The following is a 17249-nucleotide window of genomic DNA, read 5'->3' as shown; positions in this document are numbered from 1 at the left end:
GATCAGGCAGGAATGCCTTCACGCTTGATGTGCGGCACTGGAATACCCAGGGCGCGCAATTGTTGAAAGACATTCATGAATTCGCGATTGCGTTTTACTTTGCCGTCTTGCAGCTCGAAGGAGTGCAGGAAGTGGTTCTCGTAATAACCCTCCGGGTAACCAGGAAAGAGAATCTTGCCGTGGCCATCACACTCGACCCAGATATGGTTGGGGTCATCGGTTTCAAATACCTTGACGTTGTACCATTCCCAATCCGGGAAGCACTTGAGTGACCAAACAGCATGTTCGGCCAACTTGGCTTTGCCACTGATTACAATCGGCGCACCCGTGTCGGTGGTCCATAAGCCGCCTGAACCGTCTTCGGTAAACAGTTCATGCCGGCGCAGGCGGTCCTGGCCTTTGGTGCGCATGTATTGTTCAACCGTGGCGCGATTCTTGCGGCGTAGTTCAGTATCATCAGTGATGGGTTGTTGCACTGTGCTATCAGGCATGTTCAATCTCCAATGGATAAAGGACTTATGAGGCGGGGATACCTTCCCGCTTGATTTTTGGCACCGGGATGCCCAAGGCGCGAAGTTGTTCAAACGGGTTCATGAATTCACGGTTTTGTGTGATCTTGCCGTTGTCCAGCTCGAAGGAGTGGATGTAATGGTTTTCGCAATAACCTTGCGGGTAACCAGGAACTCGAGTGGTGCCGCGGCCGTCACTTTCCACCCAGAAGTGGTTGGGGTTGTCGGTTTCAAACACCCGGACGTTGTGCCATTGCCAGTCCGGGAAGCACTGTTGCAGCCATACGCCGAGTGCGGCCAGCTTCGCGTGACCCTTAAAGACAAGGGGTTCACCGGTTTCGGTGTTCCAGGAGCCGCCACTGCCATTCGGCGTGAATAACTCATGGCGGCGCAGGCGATCTTCGCCGTTGGTGCGCATGTACTGATCAACCGTGGCGCGGTTTTTTCGGCGAAGTTCAAGATGGTCATTAAAGCCGCCAGATGAAAGCGAACCGGGCATAGGCAGTGTTCTCCTTAGTTGACTGAAATCGCGCACAATCAATTAAATAATTAGTTAATTGCATGCGACGAAATTGAATGCTTGAACTGTTTTGCACTGATCGTTTTGTGCGGTGTCGTTTATACACCTGCGTTTCTCGGGCTTGGAACTACCAGATCTTGTAGTGGCCCAGGGCGGGCGCGATCGATCGGAGGGAGTGTTGCATTATTATGAATAGGCAGGCTCATTCGTCGGCTGATAAACAGTGGCCTATGGCTAGTTAGTTGGGTTAGACATAAAAAACATGTCGCTAGTGCGAAGCAGTCTATGACCGTTGATTTTGGGAGTTGACAGGCGCTCAGGTTGGTTTAGTCTCACGACTCCCTTGGAGTGTTATAGGTGTTCAAAATGGAATTAGGACAGCTGTTGGGATGGGATGCTTATTTTTACAGTATCTTTGCACAAGCCATGAACATGGAGGAGTTTACTGTTGTTGCATTGAGAGCCTTGCGTGAACTGCGGTTCGACTTTTTTGCCTATGGCATGTGCAGCGTAACGCCGTTCATGCGGCCCAAGACCTATATGTACGGCAACTATCCGGAGCACTGGCTACAACGCTATCAAGCCGCTAACTATGCGCTGATCGACCCCACCGTGAAACACAGCAAGGTCTCGTCGGCCCCCATTTTATGGAGCAACGAGTTGTTCCGAAACTGCCCGGACCTGTGGTCAGAAGCCAACGACTCAAGTCTATGCCATGGCCTGGCCCAACCTTCGTTCAACACCCAGGGCCGGGTCGGGGTGTTAAGCCTGGCACGCAAGGACAACGCCATCAGCCTTCAGGAATTCGAAGCATTGAAGCCAGTGACCAAAGCGTTTGCGGCGGCGGCCCTGGAGAAAATTTCCGCGCTGGAGACCGATGTTCGCGCGTTCAACACGGATGTAGAGTTCAGCGAGCGCGAATGTGATGTGTTGCGCTGGACCGCCGATGGCAAGACCTCGGAGGAAATTGGCGTGATCATGGGTGTGTGCACCGACACCGTGAACTACCATCACCGCAACATCCAACGCAAAATCGGCGCCAGCAACCGCGTACAGGCCGTGTCTTACGCCGTCGCGCTGGGCTATATCTGAGGTTCATCTGCTGCGCCGAGTCGCCCAAGAGGACGACTCGGCCGTTATCAAGCAGTCTCTTCCAATAACGCCTCAGACGTGAAGGCTGAAGGTAAGCGGGCGCCACGGTGGTGTTCGCGGTGAGCCGAGAGTTTGATGGCGAGGATTTTTTCGTCCTGATGCTCGATAACCGACCCCAGGCGTTCGTACTTGACCCCGTTGATCTTGTAATAGCGTTCCATCGTGCTGTTGACGATTCCGACGATGGCATCGGCACCCGCCAGGCTGGCGGTCTTGAGGGTTTTCCAGAACAAAGGCATGGCCAGTTGCGGTTCGCAGGTGGTGAAGCGTGTCATTTCCCAAATGGCGGGATGCCTGGGTGGTGCGCCTGCGCAGGCATGGCTGAATACGCCCTCCAGCAGATTAGGGAACGTGGTAGGTATCAGCCGGGCGCAGCCGACGATTGAACGATGCCCGTTGAACGCCAGCAGGTAGCGGGCGTGCTCGGTGTCGTATTGATCCCATTCATAACCGGCCTGGTGCGGTGGAATAGGTAATCGCCACCCTAGTTTTTCGACGAATTGTTCATGCCGAAAGCGACCCAGCATGAGTTTAAGCTCGTCGTCCATTGCGCTCAGCGCGTGCTCTTCCATGTGCATGGCAGGGGGTTCCTTGGGGGAGGGGAGAAGTGCGGTTTTTTATAGAGGACTTGTGGAGGGTTAGCGACTACAAGATATTGTAGGGCGGGCTGGTGTGGTCGGCGGGGCTGGAGTGCAAACGAAACGCGAGGAGTTCGAGCAGTAATCCAGCGGTCACCTCAAGAGCCTCAACCACTTTGAACTTATGCTGACGCTCATCCCCCTAATGCTGTGCAGCTAGCGCCTGGCTCAGGTTGAACCTGAGCTCACTAATTACACGCAAAGGTTTGGTGATTTATGAAGAGTGAACAAGTTGAAGGTGTTGCAGAAAAGGTTGCTGGAAAGGCGCAGAGCGTCGTCGGCAAGCTGTTTGGTGATTCCAAGCTGGAAGCAGAAGGCGCTGGTCGTCAAGCTGCCGGTCAGTTGACCCAGACCTACGGCGACGTACTGGACGGCGTATCTACGTTCGTTAAAGAAAAACCAGTTGCTGCAATCGCGATTGGTGCAGTGGCGCTGCTGGTTCTAGATCGTCTCTTTCGCCGCTGAGTCATAGAGAAAGGGCGTTCCGTCAGGGACGCTTCCTGCGGCCTCGATGCCCTTTGCCGGGCTTGATGGGCTGAAAAGCCCTTATATTTTCCACGTCCCAGAAAAGCCAATGCCCCGACAAGTCGGGGCATTGGCTTTCTTATGAGCGAGTGGTGGGTTTGTATCGTTTTGTATCTGCGCTTTGGATAGATACACAGCGATTCTTTTAAGTCGGTTGATGACACATACGGGATACCTGCGGGGCTTTAAATGAAGCCATCGAGAAGGCGCAAACCTTTTCCAATGGATGACTCATTTAACTCGCGGCTACCTCTGCGCGTTTCGCGACGTTGTCGACCAATGACTTATAGGAAATTCAAAATGCCTGCAGCTACGTTCGGTTTGACCTGGCGCCATTGTCTGGTTTCTTCCGTGAGGAGGGGCGTTTTGGGGTTGGCCCTGATAGCCGGCAGCGGTGGTGCCTGGGCTGCTGGCCCAGCCGCCGATGCGTCAGTTGCCAGCTCGGCCTCGACCAATCCCGAATCGATTAGACCTTATCGAATTCACGTCGATGAAGCTCAATTGACCGATCTGAAAAAGCGCATTGCGGCGACCCGCTGGCCGGACAAAGAGACCGTCAATGATGTTTCCCAAGGCGTACAGTTGGCCCAGGTCCAGGCGCTGGTGAAGTATTGGGGCAGCGGCTATGACTGGCGCAAGGCCGAAGCAAGGCTCAATGCGCTGCCTGAATTCATCACGACTATTGACGGCGTCGATATTCAATTCATCCATGTTCGCTCGCCAAACCCCAACGCGATGCCGCTGCTTCTGACACACGGATGGCCTGGCTCACAGTTTGAGTTCCTGAAGACCATCGGCCCGCTGACGGATCCCGTTGCTTACGGCGGCAAGGTTGAAGACTCGTTCGACGTGATCATCCCATCGATTCCGGGACACGGTTTTTCCGGTAAGCCAACTGAATTGGGCTGGGGACCGGATCGAGTCGCGAAGGCTTGGGATGTGCTCATCAAGCGTCTGGGTTATACCCACTATGTTTCCCAGGGCGGAGATCACGGTTCGGTGATATCGGATGCTTTGGGCCGCCTGAATCCGCCGGGTCTGTTGGGCATTCACTTGAACATGCCGGCCACCATCCCGCCCGAATTGGTCAAGCCGATCAATAGTGGTGACCCGGCCCCTGTCGGGCTCACTGAGCCTGAACGCAAAGCGTTTGATTCCTTGAGCACCTTCTTCGGCCGCAATGCAGCATACGGCGCGATGATGGTTACGCGCCCGCAGACTATCGGTTACCTGCTGGCCGATTCGCCTACCGGTACTGCGGCGTGGATGTACGAAAAAATCGCCGCGTGGACGGACAGTGACGGTCAGCCTGAACGGGTATTGACCCGTGACGAGATGCTGGACGATATCAGCCTGTACTGGCTGACGAACGCAGGCGCATCGTCATCGCGTTTCTACTGGGAAAACAACAACAACAATTTCAGCGCTGCCGCGCAGAACACCGCAAGCATCAAGGTGCCGGTGGCGATCACGGTCTTCCCGCACGAGATCTATCAGGCGCCAAAAAGCTGGGCGCAACGCGCTTACCCATCACTTTCCTACTACAGCCAGGTTAACAAGGGCGGCCACTTCGCTTCCTGGGAGCAACCTCAATTGTTCAGCGAAGAGTTGCGGGAGGCTTTCCGGCCGCTGCGCGCCAAGCTGAGCGCAACGAACACAGCCCAGTAGCTCACACGCCATCGAGTCAACACACCGGGCCGCTATTCGGCGGCTCGCTACGGAGAAACACCATGGAGATGACCTTGCTGAACAACCAACATAAATCCAGCCGCCTGCGGGGTCTTGCCCCATCACTGTTGGCAGCAGCGGTGCTGCAATTCGCAGCAGTGGCTGTCGGTTTTTCCCAAGCCAGCGCGGCTGATGTACCCGCGTCCACCATTGGGGCTATCACGCCGGGAGCTCACAACTCTCTCGGTGCTCTTAAGCATGTGAAAGCGGGGCTGCTGGACGTTTCTTACGCGGAACTCGGCCCAGCCGAAGGCCCTGTGGTCATTTTGTTGCACGGCTGGCCCTACGATATCAACGCATACGCTGATGTCGCTCCTGCTTTGGCGGACAAGGGATATCGGGTGTTGATCCCTTCTGCGCGTGGTTATGGCGATACGCATTTTCTCTCGGCCAAGACAGTTCGCAATGGTCAACCTGCTGCGCTGGCGACCGACCTGATCGACTTCATGGACGCGCTGAAGATCAAGACGGCGGTGCTGGGTGGGTTTGACTGGGGCGCCCGCACTGCAGATATCGTTGCCGCACTGTGGCCGGAAAGAGTGAAAGCCCTGGTCGCTGTGAGCGGTTACCTGATAGGCAGCCAAGAGGCGGGCAAGGCGCCATTACCGCCAGCCGCCGAACTGCAGTGGTGGTACCAGTTCTACTTCGCGACCGAGCGCGGGCGCCTGGGCTACGAGAAAAACACCCATGACTTCGCCAAGCTCATCTGGAAGCTGGCGTCGCCACAGTGGAATTTCGACGACGCCACTTATGAGCGCAGCGCGGCGTCCTTGCAAAACCCTGATCACGTGGCCGTGTCGATTTTCAACTATCGCTGGCGCCTGGGGTTGGTCAAGGGCGAGGCCAGATATGACGCACTGGAAAAGAAACTCGCGGCATTTCCATCCATCAGCGTGCCCACCATCACCCTGGAAGGTGATGCGAACGGCGCACCGCACCCACCTGCCGAGGCGTACGCCAAGCGCTTCACTGGCAAGTATGAGTACCGATTGATCACCGGTGGTGTTGGTCACAACTTGCCGCAGGAAGCGCCAAAAGCCTTCGCCCAGGCAGTGATCGACGCCGATCATCTTTGAAAACCGGATGAGAGGAGGGCGATGATGAAGCTGAAATTTCTTGCCGCGATGTCGGCTGCCATTGCAATCGCAGCGTTGACCGCTACCGGTGTTGCCTCGGGCGACGCCTCGCCGATCTATGGCGTGAAATTGCCTGAAAACTACCGCCTATGGCCGTTGATTGCGCCGGCGCAGGAAGCGGCCCCCCTGAATGAACTGCGAGCCGTGCTCGGAAATGACTCGGCCATCAAGGCTTATCAGGACTCAACGCTGCCATTCCCCGATGGCACGGTGCTGGTAAAGCTCGCCTGGAAACATGTGCAGTCCCCGGAATTCGAGCCGGCGTCCATCCCGGGGCCGGCCACGACCGTGCAGGTGATGGTCAAGGACTCAAAAAAATATGCAGCAACCGGTGGTTGGGGATTCGGGCGGTTTATCAACGGTAAACCGGCCGATGAAGCCCAACACGAAACCTGCTTCGCCTGTCACCAGGCGCGAGTGCGTAATCACGACTTTGTCTTCACTCGCTTCGCTCCCTGATTCCCGTCAAACCCGGAGTTAACAATGAAAAAAGTATTAACCGCACTGGCCGTCGCCGTCAGCCTGAGCATGGCGACACACGCCTGGTCGCAAACTGAAAAACCCACGATTGTGCTCGTGCATGGCGCCTTTGCCGATGCGTCGAGCTGGAATGGCGTCGTGAAGATTCTCGAGAAGGACGGTTACCCGGTGGTTGCTGCTGCCAATCCATTGCGCGGTGTAAAGAGCGATGGTTCGGCAATCTCGGCATTGCTGACGAGCATTCATTCGCCGGTGGTGTTGGTCGGCCATTCCTATGGCGGCAACGTTATCAGTGATGCGGCCAACGATCATGTTAACGTCAAAGCCCTGGTTTACGTCAGTGCGTTTGCACCTGAGGCCGGGGAAACCGTCGCCGGGCTGGCCGGCAAATTCCCGGGCAGCACACTGGGCCCAACGCTGGCTGCGCCTGTACCGCTGGCCGATGGGGGCAAGGACTTGTACATCCAGCAGGACAAATTTCACAACCAGTTCGCCGCTGACGTCCCCGCGAAACAGGCGGCATTGATGGCCGCCACCCAACGTCCGGTAACGGAAGCGGCGCTCAACGAAGCGTCCGGCAACCCTGCCTGGAAGCATATTCCGTCCTGGTACATCTACGGCGACAAGGACAAGAACATTCCCCCGCAAGCCATGGCATTCATGGCCAAGCGCGCCGCTGCCAAAGCCGTGGAAGTGGTCAAGGGCGCTTCACATGTCGTGATGGTTTCGAACCCGGAACCGGTTGCCCGCCTGATCGAAAAAGCCGCCACGGCGAAATGACACGCCAAGGGCGAAGCGGCGTTTTCAGCGCTCTACGCCGGCTCGGTGTTGATCAACAGAATTTCGCCAGAGCTGCTGGCGCCGTTCGGCGGGGTAAAGCAGTCCGGTGTCGGCCGGAGAGTGTGGTCGCGCAACCCATGCCGCAGGAGAAAAAGCTAATGGCCCACAGCGCGTTGCCTGTGGGCCATGGATTTTCAAGGGTTACGCGGCTGGAGCTTTCGCCTCCTGCAGCAGTTGCTGAATCATCTTTTCCTGCGTCTCGTAGCCACCTTCTCCGAAGTGGGTGAAACGCACTTGCCCTTTGGCGTCGATCAGGTAGTGCGCGGGCCAGTACTGGTTATCGAAGTTGCGCCAGATCGCGTAGTTGTTATCGATGGCCACCGGGTAAGTGATGCCGAGCTTTTTCACCTCATCCCTGACATTGCTGATGATGCGTTCAAATCCGTATTCCGGAGTGTGGACGCCGATTACCACCAAGCCATCCTTCTCGTATTTCTGCGCCCAGTCCCTCACATATGGCAGCGCGTGCTGGCAATTGATGCAGTCGTAAGTCCAGAAATCGACGAGCACCACTTTGCCTCTGAGCGACTCACTGGTCAGTGCCGGCGAATTGAGCCATTCCACCGCGCCGGACAGCGACGGCATCGGGCCTTGGGCGTTGTCGAGGGTGGGTTCGGCCTTGGCCTTGCTTACCAGGTATTCGACGACTTTGGGGACGCGTTCCAGCACGCCTTTTTCCAGCACGCTGACGCCTTCGGACGACGCCCCGGCCAACAGCGTCTTGTCGGCACCGGTAGAAATCATCAGCGCTGCGGCCAGGACCGCAAAACCGGTGGCGCGCCGCAGCCAGCCGGTGAGCGGAATCGTGGCCTTCAGCCGATTGACTAAACCGCGTCCGGCGAAAATCAGCGTACCCAACGACAGTGCACTGCCCAGGCCGTAGGCTGCCAGCAGCAGGCTGGTTTGCGCATTGGCGCCTTGCAGCATGGCGCCGGTAAGGATCACCCCGAGAATAGGTCCGGCGCACGGCGCCCAGAGCAGGCCGGTGGCGACGCCGATCATCAGCGAACCCAGCGGCCCGGACATTTTGCGCGTCTGGGGGTCGAGTCGATTGCCCAGTAACACGAACGGGCTGGCCAGCCAGCCACTGATTCGCGCCGAAATCAGCGACAAGGCAAACAGCGCCAGCACCACCAGTGCCACATGACGCCCGGTGTTGTTGGCCTGAATCACCCATTCACTGCTGACCACGGCCAGGCTGGAAATCAGCGCGAAGGTCAGGACCATGCCGCCGAGGGTAAGCAGGATCGATAAGCGTGTGCGGTCGATACCGGCGAACAGAAATGGCACGACCGGCAGGATACAAGGGCTGAGGACGGTCAATAAGCCGCCCAGGAATGCGATGAGGAACATAAGGGTCTCCTGATGAAATGTGTGGGCCGGGCTCAGTTATCGCTTTGGCATTCGGCAAATTTGCGGTAGTTCAGGATCTCGGTCTTGCCCTGCGAATTCAGGTAGGTCAGTTGGGCATCGACAATGCCGCAGGAAGCCCCGGCATCCTGTGTCAATGCCACCACTTTCCGGATGTCCAGGTGCGTGCCGTAGGTGTAGGTCTGCGGCGTGACGTCGGCTTCGGCGCGGGCCGAGAAGGTGCAGATATTCAGGGCGGCAAACAGGCAAGTGGCAAAGAGGGTATTGGTGTTCATGGTCGTTTCCTCAAGGCTTCAATGGTTGGGTCGTTCAGTTGAGCCGAGGCGCTTGGGTTGGCCTCGATATGGCTCATTAGAAGCCCGCGAGGTATCTCGTCTGTGTCAAAAACAGGCTCGGATAAATCGGTTCGTATCAAGACCCCGTCCCGATACACAGCCATACAAAACCCCGGAAATTGTTGTTTTTACCTCTGCATGTATCCTTCGCCAGAGCAGATACACTGCAATACAAACCGCCGCGGGCGAACGGACTCAGTCTCTATAGACTGAGCCGCAATTCCCATTGACAGAGGCTTGGCCCATGGAACACGTTGATCACATCCTCATCGTGGACGATGACCGTGAGATTCGAGAGATGGTAGGCAACTACCTGAAGAAGAACGGCCTGCGCACGACCGTGGTTGCGGATGGCCGCCAGATGCGCTCGTTTCTCGAGTCCACGCCGGTGGACCTGATCGTGCTGGATATCATGATGCCCGGCGACGATGGCCTGGTGCTCTGCCGCGATATTCGCGCCGGTAAACACAAGGCCACACCGGTGCTGATGCTGACCGCCCGCAACGATGAAACCGATCGCATCATCGGCTTGGAAATGGGCGCCGACGATTACCTGGTCAAGCCGTTCGCAGCCCGCGAACTGCTGGCGCGCATCAACGCTGTGCTGCGCCGTACGCGCATGCTGCCGCCCAACCTGGTCGTTACCGAAACCGGAAGGTTGCTGGAGTTCGGGCGCTGGCGCCTGGACACATCCGCCCGTCATCTGCTTGATGAAGACGGCACCATGGTCGCCCTCAGCGGCGCTGAATATCGCCTGCTGCGGGTGTTCCTCGACCATCCGCAACGGGTACTCAATCGCGACCAGTTGCTCAACCTGACCCAGGGCCGTGACGCCGACCTGTTCGACCGTTCCATTGATCTGCTGGTCAGCCGCCTGCGCCAACGCCTGCTTGACGATGCCCGGGAGCCGGCTTACATCAAGACCGTGCGCAGCGAAGGGTATGTCTTCTCGCTTCCGGTGCAAGTGCTTGGAGCTCCGGCATGAAGCCTGCGCTGCATTGGCCTCGAACCCTCGTCTCGCGGCTGGCGCTGATCTTTCTGGTAGGGCTGACCCTGGCGCAGGCCTTGTCCTTCGGCGTGCAGTATTACGAGCGTTTTGAAACCGCGAAGAACACCATGCTCGGTAATCTGGAAACCGATGTGTCAACGTCCATTGCCATCCTTGACCGCTTGCCCGCCGAGGAACGCATGAGTTGGTTGAAACAACTGGATCGACGCAATTACCGCTATTTGCTCGATGAAGGCTCGCCAGGCGTCGCTCTGCGTGACACGCCGATTGCAGTGACCTCGATCAAGGAGGCCATCGGCAAGGATTACCCGATGACCGTGACAGACATTCCCGGGCCTATCAAACATTTCCAGGTCCATCTGAAACTGGCCGACGGCAGCCCGGTGACCATCGACGTGCGCCCCTCGATGGTGCCGTTGTCGCCGTGGCTGCCGGTGGTTTTGCTGGGCCAGTTGGCCCTGATGATTCTATGCGCGTGGCTGGCTGTGCGTATTGCCATACGCCCGCTGACCCGGCTGGCCCAGGCCGTGGAAAACCTTGATCCCAACACTCACCCGGTGCATCTGGATGAACAAGGCCCGACCGAAGTCGCACACGCTGCCATCGCCTTTAATGCCATGCAGGCGCGCATTGCGGCCTATCTGAAAGAGCGCATGCAACTGCTGGCGGCGATTTCCCACGACCTGCAAACCCCGATCACGCGCATGAAGCTGCGTGCCGAATTGATGGATGAGTGCGGCGACAAAGACAAATTGTGGAATGACCTCGGCGAGATGGAGCATCTGGTGCGTGAAGGCGTTGCCTATGCCCGCAGCGTGCATGGCGCCACCGAGGAAAGCCGCTGTACCGATCTTGATTCATTCCTCGACAGCCTCGTGTTCGACTACCAGGACATGGGCAAGGACGTGCAGCTCAGCGGCAAAAGCGCCGCGGTGATTCACACGCGGCCCCAAGCGCTGCGCCGAGTGCTGGTAAACCTCACGGATAACGCGCTCAAATTCGCCGGTGCAGCGCAGCTGCAGGTCGAATCGAAGGACGGCGACAGCCTCTCGGTGACCGTGATGGATCGTGGTCCCGGCATCGCCGAAGAGGAGCTGGCCCGTGTGGTTGAGCCATTTTACCGCGTGGAAAATTCGCGCAACCGCAGCACCGGCGGCACGGGCCTGGGCCTGGCTATCGCCCAGCAACTGGCACAAGCCCTCGGCGGCACCCTGACCTTGAGAAATCGCGAAGGCGGCGGACTGTGCGCTGAACTGAGATTGCCGACACGCTTATCGTAGGAGCAGCCAATTATGCAGGATACGTTCAATCTGTCCCGTTTCGTCGAGGCTCAGCGCCCGGTGTTCAGTCGAGTCATGGACGAGCTGCGCGCGGGCCGCAAGACGAGCCATTGGATGTGGTTCGTCTTCCCGCAATTGCAGGGGCTGGGTCGCTCCGATATGGCCGGACGCTTCGCGATTACCGGCCTTGCCGAGGCTCGTGCCTACCTCGAGCACGAGTTGCTAGGGCCACGACTGGAGGCGTGCGTCGCGGCCGTTTTGCAGCACCGAGGGGTGAGTGCCGAGCAGATATTCGGCTCGCCCGATGACCTGAAATTTCGCTCCTGTCTTACGCTGTTCAAGAGTGTCCCGTCCGACCCCGCTGTGTATCAGCAGGCGCTCGAGCAGTTTTATTCAGGTGAGCCGGACCGCAAGACACTGCTCTTGCTTGGGCAATCGGCGTGAGTGCTAAACGTTGATGTGTATCTGGAGCAGCCTGAAGGCGAGGGCGGCTATGCCCCCAACGGGGCAAGCTCCCTGTTCATCTGGGCATGATCGGTAATTCAATGAGATTCGGGCTGCCTGATCGAATACCGTCTTCGACAGCTCCCGCAATATCATGCTGGATCGGCTCAGCTCAGCCGGGTGTGATTGAACCCGCCTGCTATTGATACCCTTTGCGTTGTTTCTCCGCGCTCTCAAAAGGCGCGCGCTCAAGGCCTGCTGCGTACGCCTTTATCCTGGGCTTCCATGACGAGCCGAGTGCGGTCTTCGGGCAGCAGCATTCGCGCCGTGACCAGTGTCGGCAATTAATCTTGCATCCTGTAGAGCATGGTGAGGAAAAACCAGGTCGGCCATCTGTGCCTGATCTGCATAGGTGATCGAACTAGATATCACTGCTTTTGTGACGCATCACTGATGATCCATTGAACTGCAGATACTTACAGAAACATCAGGGGGCGAGTGACGGGGTTCCTTCACAATATCCAATTTAACATAATATACATTATGCGAACCAATTGAATCGTCCTTCAGGGGCTCTGCTCGTCGCATTTCACTAAGCGACCCAGACCACCGTGCCCAAGATTCAAAGCAGCCATCGCCGCCTCGCTGAGCTGTCTGCGTTTGACCCTTGGCCATCGGATTTACGGCGAGTCATCACACTGTTCACCAACGCTGTGGTGAAATCGATAACGTTGCCCGTCATAACGCAGTACTGGGAAACAAAAGCCCGGGCCGCCGACTTCGACATCAGGCCAACCATTACTGCCTTTGCTTGCAAGAAACTCAGCGACGCCGCTTTCATTGAGCATGAGTTTCCAGTCACCGTCAGGCTGCTGGCTGACTAGGTAAAATCCGGTACCCGCTTGCCCGTAACAGTCAGTGCTGCCTTCGGTAATCAACGCGTCCGGCCGACTGTCACCGTTCAGGTCCTCAATCAACTCCATGGTTACCGGCGTGTAGCTCCCTGTTGTCGCGATTTCGCACTCCGACGTCTCTTGGTTAAATCCAGCAGCGCGGAAAGCTTTTATCTGCTCGCTACGCGGCAGTTCATCCGCCAGCACTGTGGCACTGGTCACGAAACATGCCACCCATAGACCTGACGTAAGCCTTCCCCGCATATGGACCGTCCCTTTATGATGCTCAAATGTTAAGTCTCGTGCATGTACCCACACTAGCGTAAAAGATGAGCTGGCTCAGCCCCGGTAATATAACTAATGCCTATAACTCGACTAAATGACTATTTAGTTGAGTTATATATGTGCAGCTTTATCACTCTGACAAAAAATCTCAATAACCACTCGCCGCCGTCATTGCCCCGCCCACAATCGCAATCCCAGAGCTGCTGCCCAAGCGTGTTGCCCCGGCTTCAATCATCTTCAATGCCGTCGGATAATCGCGCACGCCGCCGGATGCCTTTACCCCAACCCCAGCTCCCACAGTTCTGCGCATCAGTGCTACGTCTTCAACCGTAGCCCCGCTTCGGCTGAATCCGGTGGACGTCTTGACGAAGGCCACACCCAGATCACGGCAGATCTCGCAGGCCTGGACCTTCTGCTTGTCATCGAGCAGGCAGGTTTCCAGGATGACCTTCAACGGCACGGCGCCGCAGGCCTGTTGGACCAGAGCGATGTCTTCGCGCACGGCGTCCAGCAGCCCGTCCTTCAACCAGCCGATATTGAGCACCATGTCGATCTCCCCTGCCCCGGCGGCAATCGCTTGTTGGGCTTCGAACGCCTTGGTATTACTCAGGCCGGCGCCCAGTGGAAAGCCGACCACGGCGCAAATCACCACCCTGTCGTCGGTCAGGCACGAAGCGGCGTAAGGCACCTGTGCGGAATTGAGGCACACCGAATAAAAGCCATGTTCGCGGGCTTCCTCGCACAAGGTGCGGATCTGTGCACGGGAGGCGTCGGGCGCCAGCAAGGTGTGATCGATGTACTTGGCCAATGCGGCGGGTGGGAGACTGTTCATTTAATGGGCCCTTGCCTGTATGTTGCCAATGATTGTGAGGCGCTTGTGATAGTGCCCACGTTAATTCGTTACAATAATAACAATTAATGTTACTTATTTAACACCAACAATCAAGCCCTGGAATACTCGTGGACAGTAGAAAAGCCGAGCGATTGAAGCTTATCCAACAAGCCCTGCAAGACCAGAACGCCATTCACCTGAAGGAAATGGCGGCACTGCTGGACGTGTCCGAGATGACCCTGCGCCGCGATCTCAACCACTTCAGCGATCACCTGCGGCTGCTGGGGGGCTATATCACCCGCATCGGCAATGACAGCGGCGATTACCGTGTGGTCGAGCAGGACACCCGCCACGTCGAGGAAAAACGCCGCATCGGTAAACTCGCCGCCGCGTTGATCCAGGCCGGTGATACGGTATTTTTCGACTGTGGCACCACCTCGCCTTTTGTGGTTGATTTCATCCCTGATGCGCTGGAATTCACTGCGGTGTGCAGCTCCTTGAACGTGCTGCTCAAACTGCAGAACAAGCCCAATTGCCACATCGTGTTGTGCGGCGGCACCTTTCACCGCAAGAACCAGGTTTTTGAAAGCAGCGCCGAGAGCAGCATCCTCGACAGCGTGCGCCTGACGTGGGCCTTTGTGACTGCCGCCGGCGTCAGCCAGGCGTTCGGCGTAACGTGCTTCAACTTCAATGAAGTCGAGGTCAAGCAAAAGGTCATGCGCCAGGCTCAGCAACGCGTGTTGCTTGCCGATTTCAGTAAGTTCGACACGGTGCGCACCGCGCACTTCGCCGCCCTGGAAGACTTTCAGTACGTGGTCAGCGACAAGAAAATCCCCCGCAGCTATAAAGACGTCATCCAGGCCAATGGCGCGCAGTTGCTGGTTTAATCCAGCAACCGTTGCCGTTCCTGCGCACTCAAATAACCGGTGCTGACACTGAACGAAACGTTGGCTCCGGCCGCCAGCACACGTACGTGGCCTTTGGCTTTCTCGGCGTTATAGCCCTCGGGTTCGCAGGTGGACGGCAACACGAACGCCGCCACTTGCTGATCCGGCGTGTGCAGGATCCAGCGGGCGGCGTGGGCGAATTGTTCGGGACGGTAGCGGGTGTAGAACGCCGCACCGCTGGGATGATCCAGTAAAAAGTGCGCCTGGCCCGTGGCGTCTGTGCCAACGCCGTCGAAGAAAAACACGATCTCAGGGTCGTACAAGGCCGGCTGCTCGAGGCAGGCCAATTGCGCAGGCTGCTCGGCCAACTGCGCCATGTAGGCGCTCCATGCCGGCGTCGGCTTGACATGGTCCGGCACGCTGCTGCGCAAACGCTGGCGCTGCGTGCCCAAAGGCTCGACAAACCGCGCGCCATCCACGTACGCATAGTTCATGTGGGCCATGTACATCAGGTCCATGGGCTTGCCGGCCAGGTTCGTCACCTGCATATCGATATCGAACACGGCCGAATCGGCGCGCAGTGTCACGCTGGGGCTTGCCCGGTAGCGATCGCCGAAACCCTTGGCATATTCATACGAGCCCCCCAGGCGTACAACGCCCTCGTCCACCTCAATCCAGGCCATTTCCATGGGCGCACAGGGCATTTCGCCGTGCAAGGCATGCGTGTCATCCGGTGCCGGACAGCCGTTGCGCAGCAGACCACTGTGAAACATGAAGCAGCCGTACGTATCGATAATCGTCGGGCTGGGCCGGGGTTGCTCAAACAGGTTGCTCATGGTCAAGTCGCAACCGTCGAACACGGCTGACCAGATCATCTGTCCCTGATAAGGCAGTATCACCAATCGGCCACGGCTATTCTCAAGGCTCACGGCCAGCACACCGGACGGGTAAGTCCAGGCAATGACCTTGAAGGCCGACGATTGCAGCAGGATTTTCTCCTGCTCGCCAAACACCGCAGGGTACAACGCGATACGTGTCTTCATGAGGCCACCGCCCCGGTCGCGCCCGCCGGTAAGGAGCCGGGTTGGCGCATGCACTTAAGTGCATACATCACGATCACAATGAAGCACAGCAACGGCACGCTGTAAGCCAGTTGCATGTTGCCGCCACTGGCGTCGGACAACAGGCCCTGGAAGATGGGGATCACTCCGCCGCCGACAATGCTCATCACCAGCAATGAACCGCCCACGCCGGTGTCTTCACCCAGGCCATCGATGGTCAGGCCGTAGATGGTCGGCCAGCAAGGACCGAGGAAAATACTCACGCCGACCGCTGCATATACCGCCGAAATGTTCGGCACCAGAATGGTGTAGGCCAGCAGCACGATACACAGCACCCCGTAGATCGCGAGTACCTTGGCGGGGTGCAGGCGCCGCATCAACAGGTTGGCGATCAACTTGCCGACAAAGTAGGCGGCAAAGGTGGTCAGCAGAAACCATGAAGCGCTGCGTTCATTCATACCGCCCATCTGCATGGCCAGGCGAATGGTGAAGCTCCATACCCCGACCTGCGCCCCCACATAAAGAAACTGCGCCAATACGCCAAAGGTAAAGCGCGGGTTACGCCACAGTCGTCCCAGGCTTTGACGCACGCTGCCCGGCTTGCTGTCGGCAGGTTTGTTGCCCTTGCATGCAGGGAACCGGGTGATCGCGACGAGAATAAACATCAGCACCAGCACCGCAATCATCCACTTGTAGGGCAGCAGCGTGGACTGAATCATCTGCAATTGCTGCACCGCGGCGTCGGAAGCGCTCATCTGAGCCAGTTGTTCAGTGGTGGCGTCGGTGTCCTTGAACATCACGAAGCTGCCCACATACACCCCGGCCATGGCGCCGAACGGGTGAAAGGTCTGCGAGATATTCAAGCGCCGGGTCCCGGTTTCCCGGGGGCCCATCAGTGTCGAGTAGGTATTGCAGGCGGTTTCCAGGAACGACAGGCCGGCGGCGATCACAAACAGCGCCAGCAGAAACATGCCGTACTTGGCCGTGGACGCGGCCGGGAAAAACAACAGGCAGCCCAGCATGTACAGCAGCAGGCCCACCAGGATCGTGCTCTTGTAGCTGAAACGACGAACCACCATCGCGGCCGGAATCGCTACAAAAAAGTAGCCCAGGTAAAACGCCGACTGCACAAAGGCCGTCTGGAAATCACTCAGCAAAAACGCTTTCTTGAAGTGGGCGATCAGCACATCGTTCATGCTCGCCGCTGCGGCCCACAGTGCAAAGATGCTGCACAGCAGGATAAAGGCGAACCAGGGCGTGCGGTTCAGGTAGAAACCATCGGCGGTTTGTTGCAGCGCAGGTTTGTTCATTATTGTTCTCCGGG

The 17249-nt window shown here is 57.6% G+C and carries 19 protein-coding genes and 1 pseudogene; 11 read left to right on the top strand and 9 right to left on the bottom strand.

Going from position 1 to position 17249, the window contains the following annotated elements; genetic code table 11:
• Nucleotides 1–2: 2 nt before the first annotated feature.
• Complete coding sequence (locus KVH01_RS20535; RefSeq protein WP_043050171.1) at nucleotides 3–491, bottom strand: PhzA/PhzB family protein; 489 nt, start codon at nucleotides 489–491, stop codon at nucleotides 3–5.
• A gap of 25 nt (nucleotides 492–516) precedes the next feature.
• Nucleotides 517–1008: a PhzA/PhzB family protein gene (locus KVH01_RS20530; protein WP_217882676.1), complete on the bottom strand. Its 492-nt coding sequence runs from the start codon at nucleotides 1006–1008 to the stop codon at nucleotides 517–519.
• A gap of 387 nt (nucleotides 1009–1395) precedes the next feature.
• Between KVH01_RS20530 and KVH01_RS20525 the strand changes: the two genes are divergently transcribed.
• Nucleotides 1396–2121 carry an autoinducer binding domain-containing protein gene (locus KVH01_RS20525; RefSeq protein ID WP_043050196.1) on the top strand — a complete coding sequence of 242 codons (726 nt, stop codon included), beginning with the start codon at nucleotides 1396–1398 and terminating at the stop codon, nucleotides 2119–2121.
• 47 nt (nucleotides 2122–2168) lie between these two features.
• On the opposite strand, the gene KVH01_RS20520 is transcribed toward KVH01_RS20525, so the two are convergent.
• Nucleotides 2169–2759: an acyl-homoserine-lactone synthase gene (locus tag KVH01_RS20520; RefSeq protein WP_217882675.1), complete on the bottom strand. Its 591-nt coding sequence runs from the start codon at nucleotides 2757–2759 to the stop codon at nucleotides 2169–2171.
• Between the two features lie 276 nt (nucleotides 2760–3035).
• Between KVH01_RS20520 and KVH01_RS20515 the strand changes: the two genes are divergently transcribed.
• From KVH01_RS20515 to KVH01_RS20490, 6 genes and pseudogenes are all read left to right on the top strand, one after another.
• Entirely contained in the window at nucleotides 3036–3284 is a 249-nt protein-coding gene (locus tag KVH01_RS20515) for a CsbD family protein (protein ID WP_043050168.1), read from the top strand.
• A 360-nt stretch (nucleotides 3285–3644) separates the two neighbouring features.
• Nucleotides 3645–5012 carry an epoxide hydrolase family protein gene (locus KVH01_RS20510; RefSeq protein WP_217882674.1) on the top strand — a complete coding sequence of 456 codons (1368 nt, stop codon included), beginning with the start codon at nucleotides 3645–3647 and terminating at the stop codon, nucleotides 5010–5012.
• 62 nt (nucleotides 5013–5074) lie between these two features.
• Nucleotides 5075–6148, top strand: coding sequence for an alpha/beta fold hydrolase (locus KVH01_RS20505; protein WP_043050166.1), 1074 nt, complete (start codon nucleotides 5075–5077; stop codon nucleotides 6146–6148).
• A 24-nt stretch (nucleotides 6149–6172) separates the two neighbouring features.
• Nucleotides 6173–6667, top strand: coding sequence for a cytochrome P460 family protein (locus KVH01_RS20500; protein WP_217882673.1), 495 nt, complete (start codon nucleotides 6173–6175; stop codon nucleotides 6665–6667).
• Between the two features lie 24 nt (nucleotides 6668–6691).
• Entirely contained in the window at nucleotides 6692–7468 is a 777-nt protein-coding gene (locus KVH01_RS20495; protein ID WP_217882672.1) for an alpha/beta fold hydrolase, read from the top strand.
• 24 nt (nucleotides 7469–7492) lie between these two features.
• Nucleotides 7493–7627, top strand: a pseudogene (locus KVH01_RS20490) (hypothetical protein); the annotation flags it as partial.
• Between the two features lie 42 nt (nucleotides 7628–7669).
• Here the strand turns inward: KVH01_RS20490 and KVH01_RS20485 are convergent.
• Together KVH01_RS20485 and KVH01_RS20480 are read right to left on the bottom strand one after the other, a co-directional pair.
• Nucleotides 7670–8881, bottom strand: coding sequence for a cytochrome c biogenesis protein DipZ (locus KVH01_RS20485; protein WP_217882671.1), 1212 nt, complete (start codon nucleotides 8879–8881; stop codon nucleotides 7670–7672).
• Nucleotides 8882–8913: 32 nt separating this feature from the next.
• Nucleotides 8914–9174 carry a DUF2790 domain-containing protein gene (locus KVH01_RS20480; RefSeq protein ID WP_217882670.1) on the bottom strand — a complete coding sequence of 87 codons (261 nt, stop codon included), beginning with the start codon at nucleotides 9172–9174 and terminating at the stop codon, nucleotides 8914–8916.
• A gap of 304 nt (nucleotides 9175–9478) precedes the next feature.
• On the opposite strand from KVH01_RS20480, the gene KVH01_RS20475 reads away from it, so the two are divergent.
• Genes KVH01_RS20475 through KVH01_RS20465 form a run of 3 tightly spaced genes read left to right on the top strand, consistent with a single transcriptional unit; the run spans nucleotide 9479 to nucleotide 11967 of the window.
• Nucleotides 9479–10219: a response regulator gene (locus KVH01_RS20475; RefSeq protein WP_043050160.1), complete on the top strand. Its 741-nt coding sequence runs from the start codon at nucleotides 9479–9481 to the stop codon at nucleotides 10217–10219.
• Complete coding sequence (locus KVH01_RS20470) at nucleotides 10216–11523, top strand: ATP-binding protein (protein WP_217882669.1); 1308 nt, start codon at nucleotides 10216–10218, stop codon at nucleotides 11521–11523. The genes KVH01_RS20475 and KVH01_RS20470 overlap by 4 nt, the downstream gene beginning before the upstream one ends.
• 12 nt (nucleotides 11524–11535) lie before the next feature.
• Nucleotides 11536–11967, top strand: a complete 432-nt coding sequence (locus KVH01_RS20465) for a DUF1810 domain-containing protein (RefSeq protein ID WP_217882668.1) — start codon at nucleotides 11536–11538, stop codon at nucleotides 11965–11967.
• Between the two features lie 680 nt (nucleotides 11968–12647).
• Here the strand turns inward: KVH01_RS20465 and KVH01_RS20460 are convergent.
• A complete protein-coding gene (locus KVH01_RS20460) occupies nucleotides 12648–13082 on the bottom strand; it encodes a hypothetical protein (RefSeq protein WP_217882667.1) in 435 nt (144 codons plus the stop codon).
• 211 nt (nucleotides 13083–13293) lie between these two features.
• Nucleotides 13294–13977, bottom strand: a complete 684-nt coding sequence (gene deoC / locus KVH01_RS20455; protein WP_217882666.1) for a deoxyribose-phosphate aldolase — start codon at nucleotides 13975–13977, stop codon at nucleotides 13294–13296.
• A 128-nt stretch (nucleotides 13978–14105) separates the two neighbouring features.
• Between deoC and deoR the strand changes: the two genes are divergently transcribed.
• Nucleotides 14106–14864, top strand: a complete 759-nt coding sequence (gene deoR / locus KVH01_RS20450; RefSeq protein ID WP_217882665.1) for a DNA-binding transcriptional repressor DeoR — start codon at nucleotides 14106–14108, stop codon at nucleotides 14862–14864.
• Here deoR and KVH01_RS20445 read toward each other — a convergent pair.
• Together KVH01_RS20445 and fucP are read right to left on the bottom strand one after the other, a co-directional pair.
• Nucleotides 14861–15907: an aldose 1-epimerase family protein gene (locus tag KVH01_RS20445; protein ID WP_217882664.1), complete on the bottom strand. Its 1047-nt coding sequence runs from the start codon at nucleotides 15905–15907 to the stop codon at nucleotides 14861–14863. The genes deoR and KVH01_RS20445 overlap by 4 nt on opposite strands.
• A complete protein-coding gene (gene fucP, locus KVH01_RS20440; RefSeq protein WP_217882663.1) occupies nucleotides 15904–17235 on the bottom strand; it encodes an L-fucose:H+ symporter permease in 1332 nt (443 codons plus the stop codon). The genes KVH01_RS20445 and fucP overlap by 4 nt, the downstream gene beginning before the upstream one ends.
• Nucleotides 17236–17249: the final 14 nt, after the last annotated feature.

Source organism: Pseudomonas khavaziana (assembly GCF_019145205.1).
In the GTDB taxonomy this organism is placed as follows: domain Bacteria; phylum Pseudomonadota; class Gammaproteobacteria; order Pseudomonadales; family Pseudomonadaceae; genus Aquipseudomonas; species Aquipseudomonas khavaziana.
Note: the sequence above shows the minus strand (reverse complement) of the source record. Positions and strands in the feature narration are given on the sequence as shown.